21 protein-coding genes are annotated in these 16,185 nt (G+C 45.0%); 18 read left to right on the plus strand and 3 right to left on the minus strand.

The window, feature by feature from the left end; genetic code table 11:
• Window positions 1–59: 59 nt before the first annotated feature.
• From dnm_RS06050 to dnm_RS06125, 16 genes are all read left to right on the plus strand, one after another.
• A complete protein-coding gene (locus tag dnm_RS06050; RefSeq protein WP_246556229.1) occupies window positions 60–755 on the plus strand; it encodes a lactate utilization protein in 696 nt (231 codons plus the stop codon).
• Between the two features lie 270 nt (window positions 756–1,025).
• The gene (locus dnm_RS06055; RefSeq protein WP_207681796.1) at window positions 1,026–2,087 is read left to right on the plus strand and encodes a peptidylprolyl isomerase; all 1,062 of its coding nucleotides are present in this window, start codon (window positions 1,026–1,028) and stop codon (window positions 2,085–2,087) included.
• A gap of 150 nt (window positions 2,088–2,237) precedes the next feature.
• Window positions 2,238–3,227, plus strand: coding sequence for a GTP 3',8-cyclase MoaA (moaA, locus tag dnm_RS06060; protein ID WP_207681797.1), 990 nt, complete (start codon window positions 2,238–2,240; stop codon window positions 3,225–3,227).
• A gap of 194 nt (window positions 3,228–3,421) precedes the next feature.
• Window positions 3,422–4,741: a tetratricopeptide repeat protein gene (locus dnm_RS06065; protein WP_207681798.1), complete on the plus strand. Its 1,320-nt coding sequence runs from the start codon at window positions 3,422–3,424 to the stop codon at window positions 4,739–4,741.
• Between the two features lie 238 nt (window positions 4,742–4,979).
• Window positions 4,980–5,246, plus strand: a complete 267-nt coding sequence (locus tag dnm_RS06070) for a type II toxin-antitoxin system Phd/YefM family antitoxin (protein ID WP_207681799.1) — start codon at window positions 4,980–4,982, stop codon at window positions 5,244–5,246.
• The gene (locus dnm_RS06075; RefSeq protein ID WP_207681800.1) at window positions 5,236–5,508 is read left to right on the plus strand and encodes a Txe/YoeB family addiction module toxin; all 273 of its coding nucleotides are present in this window, start codon (window positions 5,236–5,238) and stop codon (window positions 5,506–5,508) included. The genes dnm_RS06070 and dnm_RS06075 overlap by 11 nt, the downstream gene beginning before the upstream one ends.
• A complete protein-coding gene (locus dnm_RS06080) occupies window positions 5,508–5,876 on the plus strand; it encodes a hypothetical protein (protein WP_207681801.1) in 369 nt (122 codons plus the stop codon). Before dnm_RS06075 ends, dnm_RS06080 begins: the two co-directional genes overlap by 1 nt.
• A gap of 148 nt (window positions 5,877–6,024) precedes the next feature.
• Window positions 6,025–6,252, plus strand: a complete 228-nt coding sequence (locus dnm_RS06085; RefSeq protein WP_207681802.1) for a hypothetical protein — start codon at window positions 6,025–6,027, stop codon at window positions 6,250–6,252.
• On the plus strand, window positions 6,249–6,659 hold the full coding sequence (locus tag dnm_RS06090) for a type II toxin-antitoxin system VapC family toxin (protein ID WP_207681803.1): 411 nt from the start codon (window positions 6,249–6,251) through the stop codon (window positions 6,657–6,659). Before dnm_RS06085 ends, dnm_RS06090 begins: the two co-directional genes overlap by 4 nt.
• A 391-nt stretch (window positions 6,660–7,050) precedes the next feature.
• On the plus strand, window positions 7,051–7,248 hold the full coding sequence (locus dnm_RS06095; RefSeq protein WP_207681804.1) for a DUF8507 family protein: 198 nt from the start codon (window positions 7,051–7,053) through the stop codon (window positions 7,246–7,248).
• Entirely contained in the window at window positions 7,241–7,381 is a 141-nt protein-coding gene (locus dnm_RS06100) for a PIN domain-containing protein (protein WP_207681805.1), read from the plus strand. The genes dnm_RS06095 and dnm_RS06100 overlap by 8 nt, the downstream gene beginning before the upstream one ends.
• Before the next feature lie 9 nt (window positions 7,382–7,390).
• Entirely contained in the window at window positions 7,391–7,621 is a 231-nt protein-coding gene (locus tag dnm_RS06105; RefSeq protein ID WP_337833609.1) for a PIN domain-containing protein, read from the plus strand.
• A gap of 206 nt (window positions 7,622–7,827) precedes the next feature.
• Window positions 7,828–8,049, plus strand: a complete 222-nt coding sequence (locus dnm_RS06110) for a hypothetical protein (RefSeq protein ID WP_207681807.1) — start codon at window positions 7,828–7,830, stop codon at window positions 8,047–8,049.
• Window positions 8,046–8,462: a type II toxin-antitoxin system VapC family toxin gene (locus dnm_RS06115; protein WP_207681808.1), complete on the plus strand. Its 417-nt coding sequence runs from the start codon at window positions 8,046–8,048 to the stop codon at window positions 8,460–8,462. The genes dnm_RS06110 and dnm_RS06115 overlap by 4 nt, the downstream gene beginning before the upstream one ends.
• A 399-nt stretch (window positions 8,463–8,861) precedes the next feature.
• Window positions 8,862–9,170, plus strand: coding sequence for an RHS repeat domain-containing protein (locus tag dnm_RS06120; protein ID WP_207681809.1), 309 nt, complete (start codon window positions 8,862–8,864; stop codon window positions 9,168–9,170).
• Between the two features lie 121 nt (window positions 9,171–9,291).
• Complete coding sequence (locus dnm_RS06125) at window positions 9,292–10,539, plus strand: OmpA family protein (RefSeq protein WP_207681810.1); 1,248 nt, start codon at window positions 9,292–9,294, stop codon at window positions 10,537–10,539.
• Here dnm_RS06125 and dnm_RS06130 read toward each other — a convergent pair.
• Window positions 10,448–10,816: a hypothetical protein gene (locus dnm_RS06130; protein ID WP_207681811.1), complete on the minus strand. Its 369-nt coding sequence runs from the start codon at window positions 10,814–10,816 to the stop codon at window positions 10,448–10,450. The two genes, dnm_RS06125 and dnm_RS06130, sit on opposite strands and share 92 nt — an antisense overlap.
• Between dnm_RS06130 and dnm_RS06135 the strand changes: the two genes are divergently transcribed.
• The gene (locus dnm_RS06135) at window positions 10,800–12,050 is read left to right on the plus strand and encodes a thiolase family protein (protein ID WP_207681812.1); all 1,251 of its coding nucleotides are present in this window, start codon (window positions 10,800–10,802) and stop codon (window positions 12,048–12,050) included. The two genes, dnm_RS06130 and dnm_RS06135, sit on opposite strands and share 17 nt — an antisense overlap.
• 86 nt (window positions 12,051–12,136) lie before the next feature.
• Here the strand turns inward: dnm_RS06135 and dnm_RS06140 are convergent, their stop codons facing one another.
• The gene (locus tag dnm_RS06140; protein ID WP_207681813.1) at window positions 12,137–13,510 is read right to left on the minus strand and encodes a sensor histidine kinase; all 1,374 of its coding nucleotides are present in this window, start codon (window positions 13,508–13,510) and stop codon (window positions 12,137–12,139) included.
• A 99-nt stretch (window positions 13,511–13,609) separates the two neighbouring features.
• Between dnm_RS06140 and dnm_RS06145 the strand changes: the two genes are divergently transcribed.
• Entirely contained in the window at window positions 13,610–13,834 is a 225-nt protein-coding gene (locus dnm_RS06145) for a hypothetical protein (RefSeq protein ID WP_207681814.1), read from the plus strand.
• Window positions 13,835–13,965: 131 nt separating this feature from the next.
• Here dnm_RS06145 and dnm_RS06150 read toward each other — a convergent pair whose 3' ends face one another.
• Window positions 13,966–16,140: a protease inhibitor I42 family protein gene (locus tag dnm_RS06150; RefSeq protein ID WP_207681815.1), complete on the minus strand. Its 2,175-nt coding sequence runs from the start codon at window positions 16,138–16,140 to the stop codon at window positions 13,966–13,968.
• Window positions 16,141–16,185 lie beyond the last annotated feature (45 nt).

The raw sequence follows: 16,185 nt of genomic DNA on the forward strand, positions 1-16,185 counted from the left end.
CAAATATGCCGTCCTGACGGGACTTTTCAAACATTTAATAACTTGCCGGATAACGAAAGATGAAAGTTACATCATTACGGCAAAAACTGGCTGAATCAGGAAAGGTGAAAATGAAGGATACGCATCATGCCTGGCTGTGGCAGAAGTTAGCTGAAAAATGTGTCAGGAATTTGACAAAACACGGGTTTGAGGCTAATTTTGTTTCATCGTCGGAACAAGCTTGCTCAATGATACTGGATATGGTATCAGATTATGAGAGTTTTGGTTTTGGCGGATCAGATACCACCAGAGCGTTGGGAATCATTGAGGCACTTCGAAGCAGAGGCAAGACGATTTATGACCACTGGCAGTCTGACCTCACCAGAGAGGATGATCTGGATATCCGACTTGACCAGGGACGCTGTGACTGCTTTTTTTGCAGCGCCAACGCCATTTCCGCCACAGGTGAAATTGTCAATGTGGACGGTATCGGGAACCGGACCAACGCCATGACCTTCGGACCGAAGAAGGTTGTTATTGTCGCGGGAATGAACAAAGTTACCCAGGATATTGATTCCGCCCTCAGAAGAGTCCGTGAGATTGCAGCGCCCATGAGAGCCAAAAGCCTCGGAATGGAAACCCCCTGCGCGGAAACCGGTATTTGCAGTGATTGCAATGTTCCCCAGCGAATCTGCCGTGTGACAGCCATCCTTCACCGTAAGCCGATGCTGACCGATATCTCTGTGATTCTGGTGGGCCAGGCTCTGGGATTTTAACATCGGGCAATATCACCGACAAGCTCAGTTATTCTGCATGAGGGCAGAGTGACGGCTTGCAAACCTCGTCCGACAGCGTATTGTCAGTAGATCAAAAAGTTTCCGGATTGTGTGCGGGACAGCAAAGAAACCCGGCTTTTTTTTCAGGACGGGACGCTTTCCCGCCGGAAAAAGCCGGGTTTCTCCCCCGTCCGCCCTGTGACAGCCTGAAAACTTTTCGATCTACTGATTGTACCATAACTCATAATTAATCTAAGGAGAAAAATCAAAATGTGTGTAAAATTGGGAAGGTGTTTTTGGGCAGTTGTGACATTCCTGACGCTGGTGTGCTTTTCTTTGCCAGTAATGGCAGAAGAAAAAGAAGCTCCGGCCGATAAGGCCGCAGCCGTGGAAAAGAAGCCCTCGGCCGATAAGGCCGCAGCAGCGGAAAAAAAGCAGCCTTCGGACGATAAAATAGCGATGGTGAACGGTGTGGCAATCAGCCAACAGGATTTTGACAGAGAAATAGATTCAGTCCGACAGCGGATTCTCATGCAAGGGAAAAAAATTGATGATTCCATGGTTTCCGAAATGAAAAAGAATATCCTCGAAAGCCTTATTCATCGGGAGCTGCTTTACCAGGAAGCTGAAAAAAGCGGGATCAAAATTGAAGCTGCTGCCATAGATGAGCAATTTGGAAATTGGAAGAAGCAAATCCCTGATGAAGCCCAGTTCAGAGACGTAATGAAAAAAATGAATCTCTCCGAAGAGATCATAAAATCCAATATCAGGCAACGGATGCTGGTTCAACAATTCATTGACAAACAATTTGGTGAAAAACTTACGGTATCGGATGAGGAAATAAAAACTTACTATGATGCCCACCCTGAGCTTTTTAAAGAGTCTGAAAAAGTAAGAGCCAGCCATATTCTGATCAAGACTGACCCCAAGGGCGATGAACCCAAGAAAGCTGAGGCACTTAAAAAGCTTGGAGAGATTCAGCAAAAGCTGAAAAAAGGGGAAGACTTTGCTGAACTTGCCAAAGCATCTTCAGAATGCCCCAGCAAAAAAAAAGGCGGAGACCTCGGCTATTTCGGGCATGGACAGATGGTCAAACCATTTGAAGACGCTGCTTTTGCCTTAAAAACAGGAGAAATGAGCGACATTGTTGAGACCCAGTTCGGATATCATCTGATTAAAGTTACCGATAAAAAAGCTGAAACAATAACCGCTTATAATGATGTCAAAGACAGACTCGGGCAATATCTCAGGCAGGAAAAAAAGCTGAATGAAGTAACTTCATATAGTGAAAAACTGAAAGAAAAAGCTAAAATAGAGCGATTTCTGCAATAGTGATTTGTAATTGGTGATTGGTGATTTGTAATTGGTCATTAGGTCTGACCAATGACAACATATCAATAGTCAGCCACAAATGACCAATTACCAAATCACAGGTCACCAGTCACTAATCACGAAAAACCAATCATTAAGGACCAATCATCAATGAGTTTAACAGACAGATACAACCGGAATCTTAATTACCTTCGCGTATCCGTTACAGACCGATGTAACCTGCGATGTATATATTGTTCTCCCCATAATCCTCTTCCTCTGCCCCATGAAGATATTTTAACTTATGAAGAAATCCTGAGAATTATTCGGACAGGGGTGCGCCTCGGCATTTCCAAAGTCAGGATAACCGGAGGAGAACCGCTTGTCAGAAAAGGAATTTACAGTTTTCTGAAAGAATTAGGCAGAATTGAAGGAATTTCAGATATATCTCTTACAACTAACGGTGTTTTTCTTAAAGACAATCTCGAAAAAATCAGATCCGCCGGTATAAAGAGATTAAACATCAGTATGGATACCTTAAACAGGCTAAGATTTAAAGAAATAACAGGCCGGGACAACTTTGACAAAGTCTGGGAAGGGATAATGTCAGCGCACGAAATGGGCTTTGATCCCATAAAAATTAATGTCGTGGTTCTCAACGGAATCAATGATGATGAATTAACAGAGCTTGCCAAATTATCTTTTTCATACCCTTTTCATATACGATTTATCGAGTATATGCCTATTGGAAATCAGAAATTGGAAGGCATCAATCAGGACCTTGAACTTCTTGCTCCGGATATTATGAAACGTATCAGCGTGCTGGGCATATTAAACCCCGTTGAAAATGGGATAAATGACGGTCCCGCAGATCGGTATCAATTTGAGGGGGCCAAAGGAGAAATCGGGCTTATACGTCCTTTAAGTCATCATTTCTGTTACAAATGCAACAGATTAAGACTGACAGCAAACGGTCATCTGAGAGCCTGTCTTTTGTCGGATAAAGAGGACGACATTAAAGGGCCGCTCAGGAAAGGATGTTCTGACAGCGAACTGGCTGATATCTTCCTGGAGGCTGTCAGACACAAACCATTTGAACATCATGTAAGAGCCCGGCATTCTTCCGGGGTTTCAGGTCAGATGTCCGCCATCGGGGGATAGTTTTAAATTGCTCTTGACAATTCCGGATCAAATTCACTATTTTTTTGTATTTTGGAAATAAACTTCCGGAGTGCCAAACTTACAGTTTGGCACTGTCCCCGGATATCTTTGGCGGAGACACGCCTTGCCAAACTGTAAGTTTGGCACTCCTTGTTTCACGTTTTACGTTTCAAGTTTCAGAGGAGATTTTTTTTATGGGCAAACAAAGATATTATCTCACTGAGAATGACCATAGCTATCTTATCAGGGTATTTCCAAATGCGAAAAAACTCTCCTGGTTTCAAGTTGAAGAAAACGGTTCTGAACTTTACTGCCATATTGATATTGATTTTGAAAATATTTCCAAAACAGATAAGGAAATCCTCGGCAAAGACTGTGACTCCTGTTTGGAAAAATTAAAACAGTATGTGCAATCGGCTCCCCCGGGTTCGGTTTCACCTTCTCCTAAAATTCTGCCATCTGAATCTGCCATTTTTGGTGTTGTAAAGAAAAAGAAGAAAAAAAGCATTCGACTGATCTTTGGCATTGCTTTTATTTGTGCGCTCGTCATTGCTGTTGGGAAATATCATATTGATGTTAAATCAAAAAATGAAAGTCCCGGAGCTTCGTCGGAAAAAAAGATCAATTTCATGCAGCTGCTCCGAAAAAGTCTTAAAACCACTTCAGACGACGAAGAAACAGCTTCCCGGATCAGCGATATGCTGAGTCAGTGCCAGCAACATCTGAAAGCCAATCGTCTGACCACAGGCAACGGGGGGACTGCCCTGGAGTGTTACCGGTCAGTACTTACACATGATCCGAATAATACCGAAGCAATGGCAGGTTTGCAGAAAATAGAGATGAAGTATATCTTATGGGCAAAAGACGCGTTCCGCAATAAGAATTTTAAAAAAGTCCGTGAATATTTGGCAGGTTTGGACAGAGTGAACCCTGACTCGTCCGGTCTGGCCGAACTCAGACAGGAAATAGCAAAACTGGAAAAACAGAATCAGCCGGAAACGCATACGGAGATACAGGAACCCGTTCAAACTCATATTGCGGAAACCGAAAGCGTCAGTACTACTGCGGAAACTGAAACCGATAAAACTCAGATTGCCGCGCTTCTGTCAGAATGCCAGAACCATCTTAAAGCAAAACGCCTGACCAGCGGGAAAAGCGGCACTGCTTTGGAATGTTACCAGGAAGTACTCAGAGATGATCCTGATAATACGGAAGCTTTGGCAGGATTGCAAAACATTGAAATGCAGTATGTGCTGTGGGCGAGAAAAGCCCTTCGCAGAAAGAATATGAAAAAATTCCGTGCGTATTTGGCGAGTTTGGAAATGGTGAACCCTGAATCATCAGCCCTTGCCGAACTCAGAAAAGAGATTGCCGCACCAAAAAAAGAACGTCCTGTAAAATCCTCGCCTCAGCCTGTAAAAGCGGATACCCGGCTACCTGCCTCGGGTTCCTCAAAAAATAAAAAGACTGAAGACCTTACGGAGATGTCTCTGGGAGTGGAATTCAACAGATAATTTTGTATTATTATAATCCAATTTGGTTTTTTCCCGGCATAAAATTTTGGTTAAGAGAGGGATTTAAGATCAGGTGGCGAATTAATCCTTTTCTTATCCATAATCCGTGTATATCTACATGGATTATGGTTAAGCAGGGATTTCGGGTCGGGTGGCGGAGCAATCCTTTTCTTATCTATAATCCGTGTAGAAGTTCGTCTGCCATCCGCTGATCATGTACATATAAGGAGGAGGTATTATGATTTCTGTCAATATTGAAAAAGCTGCACTCAGCTTACCTCAACTGATTAATAGCACTTTGAAAAACTGCGAAGAAACTCTTATTGTTTCCGATGTCGGTTCTGTCGTGATGATTGACCAGATCGAATGGGAAAACATTCAGGAGACGCTGAAACTTCTCCATGATGAGACATCACTGAAAGCCCTGCTTGAAGGGCACAAAGCCAGGGACCGGGGCATAAAACCGGATGCTATAAATCCTGATGAGGCATTTTATGACTTATAAAATCAATATCCTGAAGAATGCAAATACGGATTTGGACTGGCTGAGGAAAAACGACAGAAAAAATTATTGCAAATGCTTCGATCTTGTCCGGGAAATTATGGAGCATCCGAGAGAGGGAACCGGAAAGCCGGAACGCCTGAAATACTTTGACAAAGAAGTTTACAGCAGGAGAGTCAGCCGGGAAGACAGACTTGTTTATACGATTTACGAAGATATGAAAGAGATTGGCACCTCCTCATTTCGGAGGCATTACAGAAAATAATGACACAAAAATATGAGGAATTTTCAATCCCGGATGAACACATCATGTCTGAGATATTTGAGCAGGAACCCTCGGAAGCGTCACCGGAAGACGGGTTCTGGTGTTACGAAGTAACGGATGCCAACGGCATCACCCTGAGATTCTCATTCAGCCTGTTCGACAGATCGATTCAGACCACGCTCATGGTCAGCGGGCGGGAAATCCAGACGGTCTGTCAGGAAGGAGCCGTCTCCCTGACCCCCTTGTCAGAAAAGGGAAACAGAGGACTCAGAGGAAAATTTCAGTTCGGCACCGAGACTTCGACGCTTGAAATTCAACTGGTGCCTGAAATAAAAGTGAACTGGTCTGCTTTGCTGAATGAAAACTGACACTCCGGACAGGGCAAACCCGAACCGAAGGTTGCCGATGCTCATCCGCACGGATTGTGTGTAAGAAAGGAATTTCCGACCGGGTGGCGAAACAATCCTTTTCTTGGTCATAATCAGATAAGAACTGAAAAAAAGGGAGATAAAGACTATGATTTTACACGCACAGGTGAATGAAGACGGCACACTGAATGCCGAAATCCCCAAGTCATTATGGGGAAAGCGTGTGCTTATTTCCATAGACAGGGCCGTATCCTCCGAGTCCTCGGATTGGCAAAAAATATCAGAGATACTGGAGGAGGCTGACATGCTTAATTTTCCCCGCAGAAGCCATGACAAAATTCTTGCTGATCTGAGAGCCTTCAGGGAGACGGAATGAAACTCGCATATACGGATTCCTCTGTGTGGATAACCCGCATCGAAGGTTTGCCAGCATACAGAAAGGCCATTGGAAATGCCTTAAAAGAACTTGGAAATTCAGAGTATTCATTATGCATTTCCGAAGCGGTGCTGCTTGAAGTTCTGGTAAAGCCATACAGAGAGAACAACAACGAAATAATCAGAGTTTACCATAAACTCTTTGGACAGCTCAGACTGCTGGAGAATTTTCCTGACATTTTCAAAGATGCCCTGATGGTGGCGCAGACGGAAAACCTGAAAGGCATGGATGCCCTTCATGTCTCCTTTGCGCTCCGTCACAAATGCAAATGCTTTGTTTCGACGGATCCGCATTTCAAAAATATCACAACTGTAACTCCGGTGTGGATAGATTTGGGAAGCATCTGACAAATTGCCGCTGCTCATCTGCATGGGGTTATTTGTAAGAGAAGGGGTTCCGGCCGGGTGGCGAAATAATCCTTTTACCATGAAAATAGATTTTCATCATCAGGAGTGAAAAGCTGTTTTCATGGAAGTTTCTTATCCATAATCGTGTGGATCATCTACATGGATTGTGGTTAAGCAAGGATTTCAGGCCGGGTGGCAAAGTAATCCTTTTCTTATCCATAATCCGTGTGAATCTACATGGATTGTGGTTAAGCAAGGATTTCCGGTCGGGTGGCGAAGCAAGCCTTTTCTTATCCATAATCCGTGTAGATGAGGGCAATTCGTGCAGAGGCACAGGGCGATCTGAGCCATTTTTATCGTTATCAACAAGGAAAAGAAAGGGGATATCAAAATGCTGCAAACACCCCTGAGCAACCTTCAGATGGAGATTCTGGAATTATATTCGACAAATCTGGATGAAGACGAACTGAAGGAACTGAAAATAATATTGGCAAAATTTTGCGCAGACAAAGCCGTGCGGGAGGCGGATCGGCTCTGGGATGAAAGAAATCTGAGTGACCGGGATATGGAGAGATGGCTGAATGAGTAATCTCAGAATCGTTCTCGATACGAACATCCTGCTGGTATCTGTCTCTTCAAGATCAAAGTATCATTGGGTATTTCAGAAAATCCTGAACGGGGCGTTTGAGATGTATCTCACCAATGAGATTTTGGCGGAATAAGAGGAGATCATCGCATCAAAGTACAATGAGTTCGTAGCCGGGAATGTGCTTGGGGCATTGCTGAAGCTTCCGAATGTTCACAGACAGACAGTTTATTATCATTGGAATCTGATCAGCGCAGACCCGGATGACAACAAATTTGCAGACTGTGCGGTCAGTGCCAATGCCCATTATCTGGTATCAAATGACAGGCATTTCAGGGTGTTGGAAAAATCGCATTCCCTAAAACAGAAGTGTTGACGACAGATGCTTTTGAAGCGATTTTCCACATGGGTCATCTGTAAAAAGGAATTTCTGATCGGGTGTCGAAGTAATCCTTTTCTTAACCCTTATCCGTCCGGATGAGGACACCCACTCCATCCATAGGCACAAGGCGAAGCAGCACATAGCAACATGCGGATTTATTTTACAGGATGGTAGGATATAAAGAAAACAGGAGAAAAACAATGAATTTGATGATTGAAGCCATATATGACGGAAAAGCGTTTCTTCCTGTGGAACCGCTTTTTCTGAGACCTGACACCAGGGTCAAAATTTCTGTGATGACCACGGAGAGCGAACAACCGGCATCCTTTCTGAAAGTCGCCCGCTCTCTTGAACTGGACGGGCCCGAGGACTGGTCTGCAAAACTGGATGAATATCTCTATGGCGACAAGAGGACCGGATGATGCCGGAGATATTTCTTGATACGTCCTATGCGATTGCCCTGTCTTCTAAAAGAGATCGTTTCCACAGAAAGGCACTCGAACTTGCCGAAAAGCTGGAGGCGGAGAAGACGAAGCTGATCACCACGCGTCCTGTCATGCTGGAAATCGGAAATGCCCTGTCCGCCCTTCCTTACCGGTCATCGGCAGTTGCACTTCTGGATGCTTTGGAAGCCGACCCGAATGTGGGAATTGCGCCGCTGACGGAATCACTTTACATGCGGGGATTCGATCTCTTCCGCAAACGGCAGGACAAGACCTGGGGAATTGTTGACTGCATATCATTTGTGGTGATGCGGGAACGAAAAATCACCGATGCCCTGACAACGGACGAACACTTCCGACAGGCCGGATTCAGAGTGCTTCTCAGAGAATAAAAAGATTTGAAATTTATAAACAGAGCAAAATGATCATCTGAGGAGAAGGCCGTTGTTTTTGCGAGGACAAAATCTGTGCGGACAGATATCTCTGACACGGTTTCCGTATATGCGCCCATAGCGGCGTGATGCCTGAACGGCAGCAACGAGACTGAGAATCTGAATCGCAGATTTTCGCCGCCCGTCTGCATGGATTATGTGTAAGAAGGGATTTCCGGTCGGGTGGCGAAGCAATCCTTTTCTTATCCTCAATTCATGCAGATGAACGGAAAAACTCGTATAAATGAATGATATGTGCAGACACACACGAATATCTGCGGAAAAATATTTTGGAGTAGAAAAAGTCGGATAAATAATGCACTGAGATCAAACCGAAAAAATTCATGAAAGGAGTTGCTTATGAGAGGAAAAAATTTGATTTTCCCAATGCTTTTCTTTCTTATCACAGCTTTTGCGGTTCTGCCATTGCACGCGGCAATTTATACTTACGACGGCCTGAACCGCCTGAGATCAGTGACTTATGAAGAGGGGCATTCAGTCCGATATCAATATGATGCTGATGGCAATATTATCAGCATCCAATATTTGACGGGTGACGAGTTGCGTAATGTCATACTTGCCCTGAAAATGCTGGCAGGCATGGGTAAAGATGGTATAAACTATGACGATTCAGACGCAAACGGAGATAAAAAAAATCGGCTTGGATGACGTGATTTATTTGCTACAGTTCATCGCAGGCATTTAGTTTGTCAGCCTAAGAAATGCAGATGAATATTCAGGATGAAAAATACAGAACTGTAAATACACCTGATGAGGCTATGTATGAGAAGTGAAAAATAAGTATGTCTCAATTCCCATAGAAAGGAGCAAAAAAATCAATATGCCTCTTGTTAAACAATTCGCCAGATTAATATGTGTTATCTTATTCCTTGCCCTGCTGTCTTCCTGTGCAATGTTTCAGAATCTTTTCAACCCCCGTCCCATGACATTCAAAGCAGCGATTCAGTCGGTAGCCCATAAATTAATGACACAGGTGAAATCAGATCGGGGAGCATTATTCAGTCAGGATACAACCATCGTGATTGATCCTTTTGTTAATGCGGATAATGGCGAAGTAATCAGAGCCAGCAAGGAAATCGAGAAAATTATTATTCAGGAAGGCAGAGAAAATTTTAAGGGCCTTCACTTCGTCAGACTGACATCTGAAAATCTGCGCGAGGCAGACTATGCCATGAACGGAGCCATCCGCCATATCTCAAATAAACTTGGCGGATTATCAGGGGGATATTATCAGGTTTCCGCGTCCGTGGTAAATTTGGAGACAGGAAAAATCATCGGACGTTCAGATGTTCAGATGACAGAGGACCTGGACTACACCTCTACATTATTTTACAGAGACAGTCCTATGTATATCAAGGATCCTCCTTTGGAGGGTTCTGTTCAGACCGCTACCAGCCCGGTCGGATCGCTTGCTGATAAAGCATATTATGATTCCCTGGAAACACTTGCCATGCTTACAGAAGCGGAAACCGCTTATGGAAAATCAGATTATGAACCAGCACTGGCCCTTTTGAAAAAAGTGGCGGAACGTCCTGACGGACAGCTCATGAAAACTTATGCGGGGTTATACAACACTTATCGCAGACTGAATCAAATGAAACTGGCTGAAGCGGCTTTTACCAAACTTCTGTCCATCAGTGTGGAAAAAAATAAAGTACTCACCCTTAAGTTCCTGTTTGATGTGAACTCCGTGGAATTTTGGAAAGATCCGGAATTAAAAAAACAGTATGCTATGTGGCTTCGCCAGCTTGGAAAGTATTTTAACCGCAGTTCCTACTGCCTCCGAATTGTCGGTCATTGCAGCCGCACAGGGGCAGAAAGATATAACGACAAACTCTCCATGGAACGCGCATACAGAATTCAGGAACTCTTACAACCTGATTTTCCGGAAATAATGCAACGCTCCAGTGCCATTGGCAAAGGCTTCAGAGAAAATATTGTAGGAACCGGAACAGATGACGGACGTGACGCGATTGACCGCCGAGTCGAGTTTGTTCTGATGGATTGTGGAACTTGAAACTTGAAACTCGAAACTTGAAACTCGAAACTCGAAACTTGAAACTCGAAACTTGAAACTTGAAACTTGAAACTTGAAACTCGAAACTTGAAACTTGAAACTTGAAACTTGAAACTTGAAACTTGAAACTTGAAACTCGAAACTTGAAACTTGAAACTTGAAACTCGAAACTTGAAACTCGAAACTTGAAACTCGAAACTCGAAACTTGAAACTCGAAACTCGAAACTTGAAACTCGAAACTTGAACTAAGGAGATGAAGATGAAGGAGGTTGTCATTGCTTCGGCTTGCCGAACAGCTATCGGTACTTTCGGCGGAAGTTTACGCGACAGTAATGTCGCGACCATAGCAAGTATCACCATGAGGGAAGCTGTGAAAAGAGCAGGTATTGATCCTGCGATTATTGATGATATTCGCTACGGATGCTGTCTTGAGCCGACTGATTTTATGAATGTCGCCCGTGTGGGCGGGCTTTTGGCAGACATTCCTGATTTTGTCACTGCCGTAACTGTAAACCGGGTATGTATATCCGGTATGGAAGCTGTTGTTTCCGGCATGGCAATGATTCAGGCAGGTATGGCGGATGTCATTCTCGCGGGCGGAGCTGAACATATGTCCGGCGTGCCTTACACCGTGGCAAATGCCAGATGGGGCTGCCGGTTGCAGGATCAGGTGTTTGCAGATGCGATGATCCATGCGCTTTACTGCGGGTCTCAGTCCTTACCGCATCCTGAGGATGGGCCAGTCAATGCAGATGAAGCTCCGCTGAGTTTTTTCAAGGGAAAACCGTATCTGATGGGGCATACCGCGGAATTTGTGGCGCAACATCTGAATATTTCCAGGGAAGAAATGGACGAGGTCGCGCTGAGGAGTCATAACAATGTGGAAAGAGCAACCAATGACGGTTCATTTAAAGAGGAGATTGTGCCTGTGGAGATACCGAGGCGGAAAAAATCACCTCTGATTTTTGACAAAGATGAGCATTTCCGGCCCGGGATTACGCCGGAGCAGTTGCAAAAGCTTCCGCCTGCGTTTCTGCCAAAAATCGGAAAAGTGACAGCCGGAAACTCAAGCGGTATTAATGATGGTGCAGCGGGAATGGTCATCCTGTCCGCTGAAAAAGCAAAAGAACTCGGCATCACACCCCTCGCAAAGATCAGAGCCATTGGCAAAGGCGCATGTCATCCCTCTGTGATGGGGCTTTCCCCTGTGCCCGCGGTAAAAAATTTACTGGAAAAAAGCAGCTTTAAAATGGAAGACTTTGAACTGATCGAGATCAATGAGGCATTTGCTGCCCAGTATGTCGGATGCGAAAAGGAACTCGGATTAAATCGAGAAATTATCAATGTCAACGGGTCGGGAATCGGCCTGGGGCATCCTGTGGGGGCAACCGGTGCCAGAATAATGGTAACACTGATCCATGCGATGAAAAAAAGAGGAAAGACCCTGGGCCTTGCCACCCTTTGCGGAGGTGGCGGAATTGGCATGGCGTGCGTGTTAGAAATGGTTTAGGAACAGAGTTTTTATAAACGGGCATGACCGGCCACTCACAACGAAGCATGAAAGTGAGACCGGAATTTATCAGAGATCAGATATCACTATAACCGGGGGAGATTGATCTCCCGGCTTTCTGTTGTTTGAATTCTGACACGAAATGTACTCCCCTTCCCTTCGATACTGTCCGCTTCAATATCCATTTTAAACTCTCTCACAATTCCGTGAATGATGGAAAGCCCGAGACCTGTTCCTTCTCCCACCCCTTTAGTGGTATAAAAAGGCTCCATGCAACGTTCCGATACCTCGGTGTTCATACCAATACCATTATCCTCCACCTCAAACACAACAGCATCTTTTTCCGAATCATGAAAGAGGCGCACGGCCACGGCTTTCTGATAATCCTGCCCCGCATTCTCTCCTTTTTTTTCCACAGCATACCGGGCATTGGAAAGAAAATTGACCACAATCTGTTCAAATTTCTGGGGATTTACCTTAACTCCGGGCAGGTTTTCCGACAAGGAGACAGTGAGAAGGATTTCATGTATGCGGAATTGTTCTTTGAAGAAGGACAACGCCCGATTGATCGGGTCTGAAAGATTCACAACTTCCGAGATATCAGAACCGGCCCGGGCAAAGGAGCGCATATTATCAATAATAGCGGCTGCACGTTTCACTTGTTCAATGATTTTCCGGGCAGCTTTAACCTCCATGCCTTCCATGCCTTTCCGTTTAAAATAGGCGTTCAGTCCGTCGGCCGCAATACGGATGATCGCCAGGGGCTGATTGATCTCATGGGCAATTCCCGTAGCCATTTCTCCCATGGCGGTAAGTCTGCCAGTGTGTATAATCTGGGCCTGTTTTTCCTGAAGTTTTTTCTCTGCCTGCCTTACTCTGGTCAGCAGATTGAACACAACCCCCCAGGTCAGCATCAGAAGCGCAAGCCCGACCCCTGCCCCCACAAAAAACATGAATCTCACATCTGCTTTGAAATGACGGAAAAATTCCGGGCTGTTGTGTAGTCTGGCAATACCCAGCAGTTCCTTTGTGAATTTGGAATAAAGCGGAATCTCACTCACAAAATAATCAGTGCCGGTGACCATCCCCCTTTTCAGATCAAGCGCTCCTTCGCTGACATTGACCACGCTGTAATCCCACTCTGTTTCGACGCCCAATATGAAAGGACTGTCCGTGTCGGGGTCTGTGAGGAGGAGTATCCGGTTAATGGCATTGTCCATATCTTTTATGATCTGTTTGCTGTCTCTGCTTTCTTCCGTCAGTGCGTCAACAATGGCATGAACATGGGATTGCGCCAAAGCCCTTGCAGTGACTTCCGCCTTGGTCATCAGCTGGGGTTCCAGCACTTCCGTCCAATAGACAGCCATCAGTCCTTCCAAACCTGCTGCCAGAAGCAAAAACATCAGGGTGATCCAGGTTCGGAAGATGTCGGCATTTCTTTTTTGTCCTCCTTTTTTCATACGTTTTTATACTGTCCGAACCCTGATTAAAGGATGAAGAGATTAACAGGATTAACTTATTGTTCTTTTTATTATTATGACGGATTCTACTGACAGTCAATGGGTGAAGACCTGCGAGGTTTTGAAAATCTCGCAGGTTTGACGCCCGACTTACCGCCCATCAAACTTATTTGGTCAGGCATTACGAAAACGGATAAGAACGGGAAAGAGCGTATTCCTTTTTTATCTGCTTTCCCTGTAATTTTGCGCCCGGTTTTTCCTGTCTTTATATCTGATCGCTACAAACAAGCCAAAATAAAGATCAATGCTTGTTTTTTTATATGATTAAATCATTTTTTTCAATGGAAATTTCAAGTGGTTCAGAAAAAATATTATCGATGCGGCCTGATTCGAAAAAAAAAGCCCCGTCCCGAAAAGGGACAGGGACGAGGCTGAGGGGGAGATATGTTTACAGTTTATTCACATTCGCCATCATGGTCTTTGGATTGCCCGGCCATCATCATGAAACAGTCATTGGCGTAGGTTTTGCCGTCACAGCCGCACACTGGGGCATATAATTCAATACAGGCTTCGGGTACAGTTGTGCAAACGCCCATGTTGTCAGCCCAGTTACAGGTATCCTGGGGGTACAGACAAAACTGCCCATCAGGACAAACCAGTCCTTCAATGCCGCCGCACGGCTCACCGCAGCCTTCGTCAACCAGACCGTCACAGTTATCATCAGCACCGTTTCCACAAATTTCTTTCTCCCCGCAGGTCGGCTCGTCAGCGCACCAGCCGACATTCTCCTGAATAACTGTCTCTCCGCTGCCTTTGCTCAGATTCAGCTCGCCCTTCCACACAACAGACATGGGTTTTTCACTGTCAGAAATAAAGCGGGAAACCTTCACTCTGATTGTTTCCGAAGTAATGTCAGGCAATTTCACCTGAAAATCAAAGAAACACATACATCTGCATCTGCCGACATCTTCAGGATTATCTGTTTCATATATTTGATAAACACCGGTGTTCTCATTCAGTGATACGGTGGCAGAGCGTTCTCCACAACAGTTGAGCCAGACATTTTCATTCAGAAATGTGACTGTTTGTGATGCCTCATTATATTTCCAGGTAAGCTTTTCACCTCTGCAATTCGCGTCTCGGGTAGCAAAAACAGCTTCTTTCTCTTCAGCGTCAAAACCGCCGCACTCGCTGACTTGAGCTTTTTTGGCAAGGTTGTTTGCCCGGGAAAATTGCAGCTTCATTTCCGGGTCCCAGCGTTCTTTTTTCCAGGTTTTCAAACTTCTGTCCAAATCCGCTTTCTTTTCTTTCAAATCCTTTTTATCTGTCACGCCGTCGCCATTATAATCACCACACGCTTTTTCCGCTTTCCAGCATTCTTTTTTCCAGATTTTAAAGGTCTTATCATTCTCTTTTCTTTTTTCCCTTACATCTTCCCTGTCTATGACACCGTCACCATTGCAATCACCAGAAGAAGAAACCGGAGCCATTATCGGAATAATATCCACAGGGTCCTCGTCAGTGGGTCTGCCAATAAGCTCTGTATCTGTCGCAGTCTCAGAAACAGACACATTCAGGGTAAAGGTTTTAGTGGCTGAACTTTCCCCTTCCCAGCCGCGATAATACAGCATTTCGAGAGTTGCCGTGCCAGGAGCGACTGCCATGAAATCCCAGGCTTCTTTTCCGCCACAACCCATCACATCGTCCTCGCACTCGGATGTATAATCATTGCCTCTATTCTTTAAGATATCCTGTTCTGATACTTTCACATTCCATTTATATCCTGTGGTGGGATTGCTTTCCAAAGCGATACGGAGGGACTCGCCTTTTCCCATAGATACCGCATTTCCATCATCAGCATCTGTGAAAGTGTAGTTCGGAACTGGTACTATGCCTATCGTCTCGGGCCGGGCAACATCGCCAGATTCGGAAATGTCGTCATCCGGAATAATAATTTCATCCCTGCTGACGGGATCGCCAGAAACAGTCGTCTTCAGCGTAAAAGTGTTAATGGCTGAACTTTCTTCTTCCCAGGGACGATAATACAGCAATTCAAGTGTTGTCTCTCCGGCAGCAATGGCCATGAAATTCATTTCCTCTTTTCCGCCGCAGCCCGCGACCTCCTCGTCAGAGCAATCAGAAGCATAGCTGTTATAGGTGTTTTCCAGTATATCCTGATCCAATGCTTTGACAGCCCAGTTGTATCCTGTGGTGGGATTGCTTTCCAAAATCACGCGGACAGTCTCGCCTGTTTTCAGCGTAAGCGTGCTGCCGTTGTCATCTTCTGTCAGGGTGTAATCAGCGGTTTTTGTTTCAGTAAACGGAGCGATGTAAGGTTCGGGGAGGAGCTGACCATCAGGGGTATAAGGTGTGATGAGCGGCATAATATCCCCTTCGATTCCTTTGCCAGTTCCGTCATAACCGGGATTGATTTCCTCATCAATCGGTCTGCTTATGGAAGTTTCCCATCCTTCAGGAACATCGCAGGGCGTGGGAAACATTTCCCATTCAAGGGTTTCCGGGTTCTGTCCGAAGGTGATGACCTGAGCGCACATCACATTTTCATCAGCGTAAGCTGTTCCGCCGAATATAAAAGCTAAGGTAAAGATCAGTATGGTCAATTTTTTCATTGGTGTTGCCTCCTTTTTTTTCACAATTGATTGCAGTTAAATTCA

It is taken from the genome of Desulfonema magnum (genome assembly GCF_017377395.1).
Lineage (GTDB): Bacteria > Desulfobacterota > Desulfobacteria > Desulfobacterales > 4be13 > Desulfonema_C > Desulfonema_C magnum.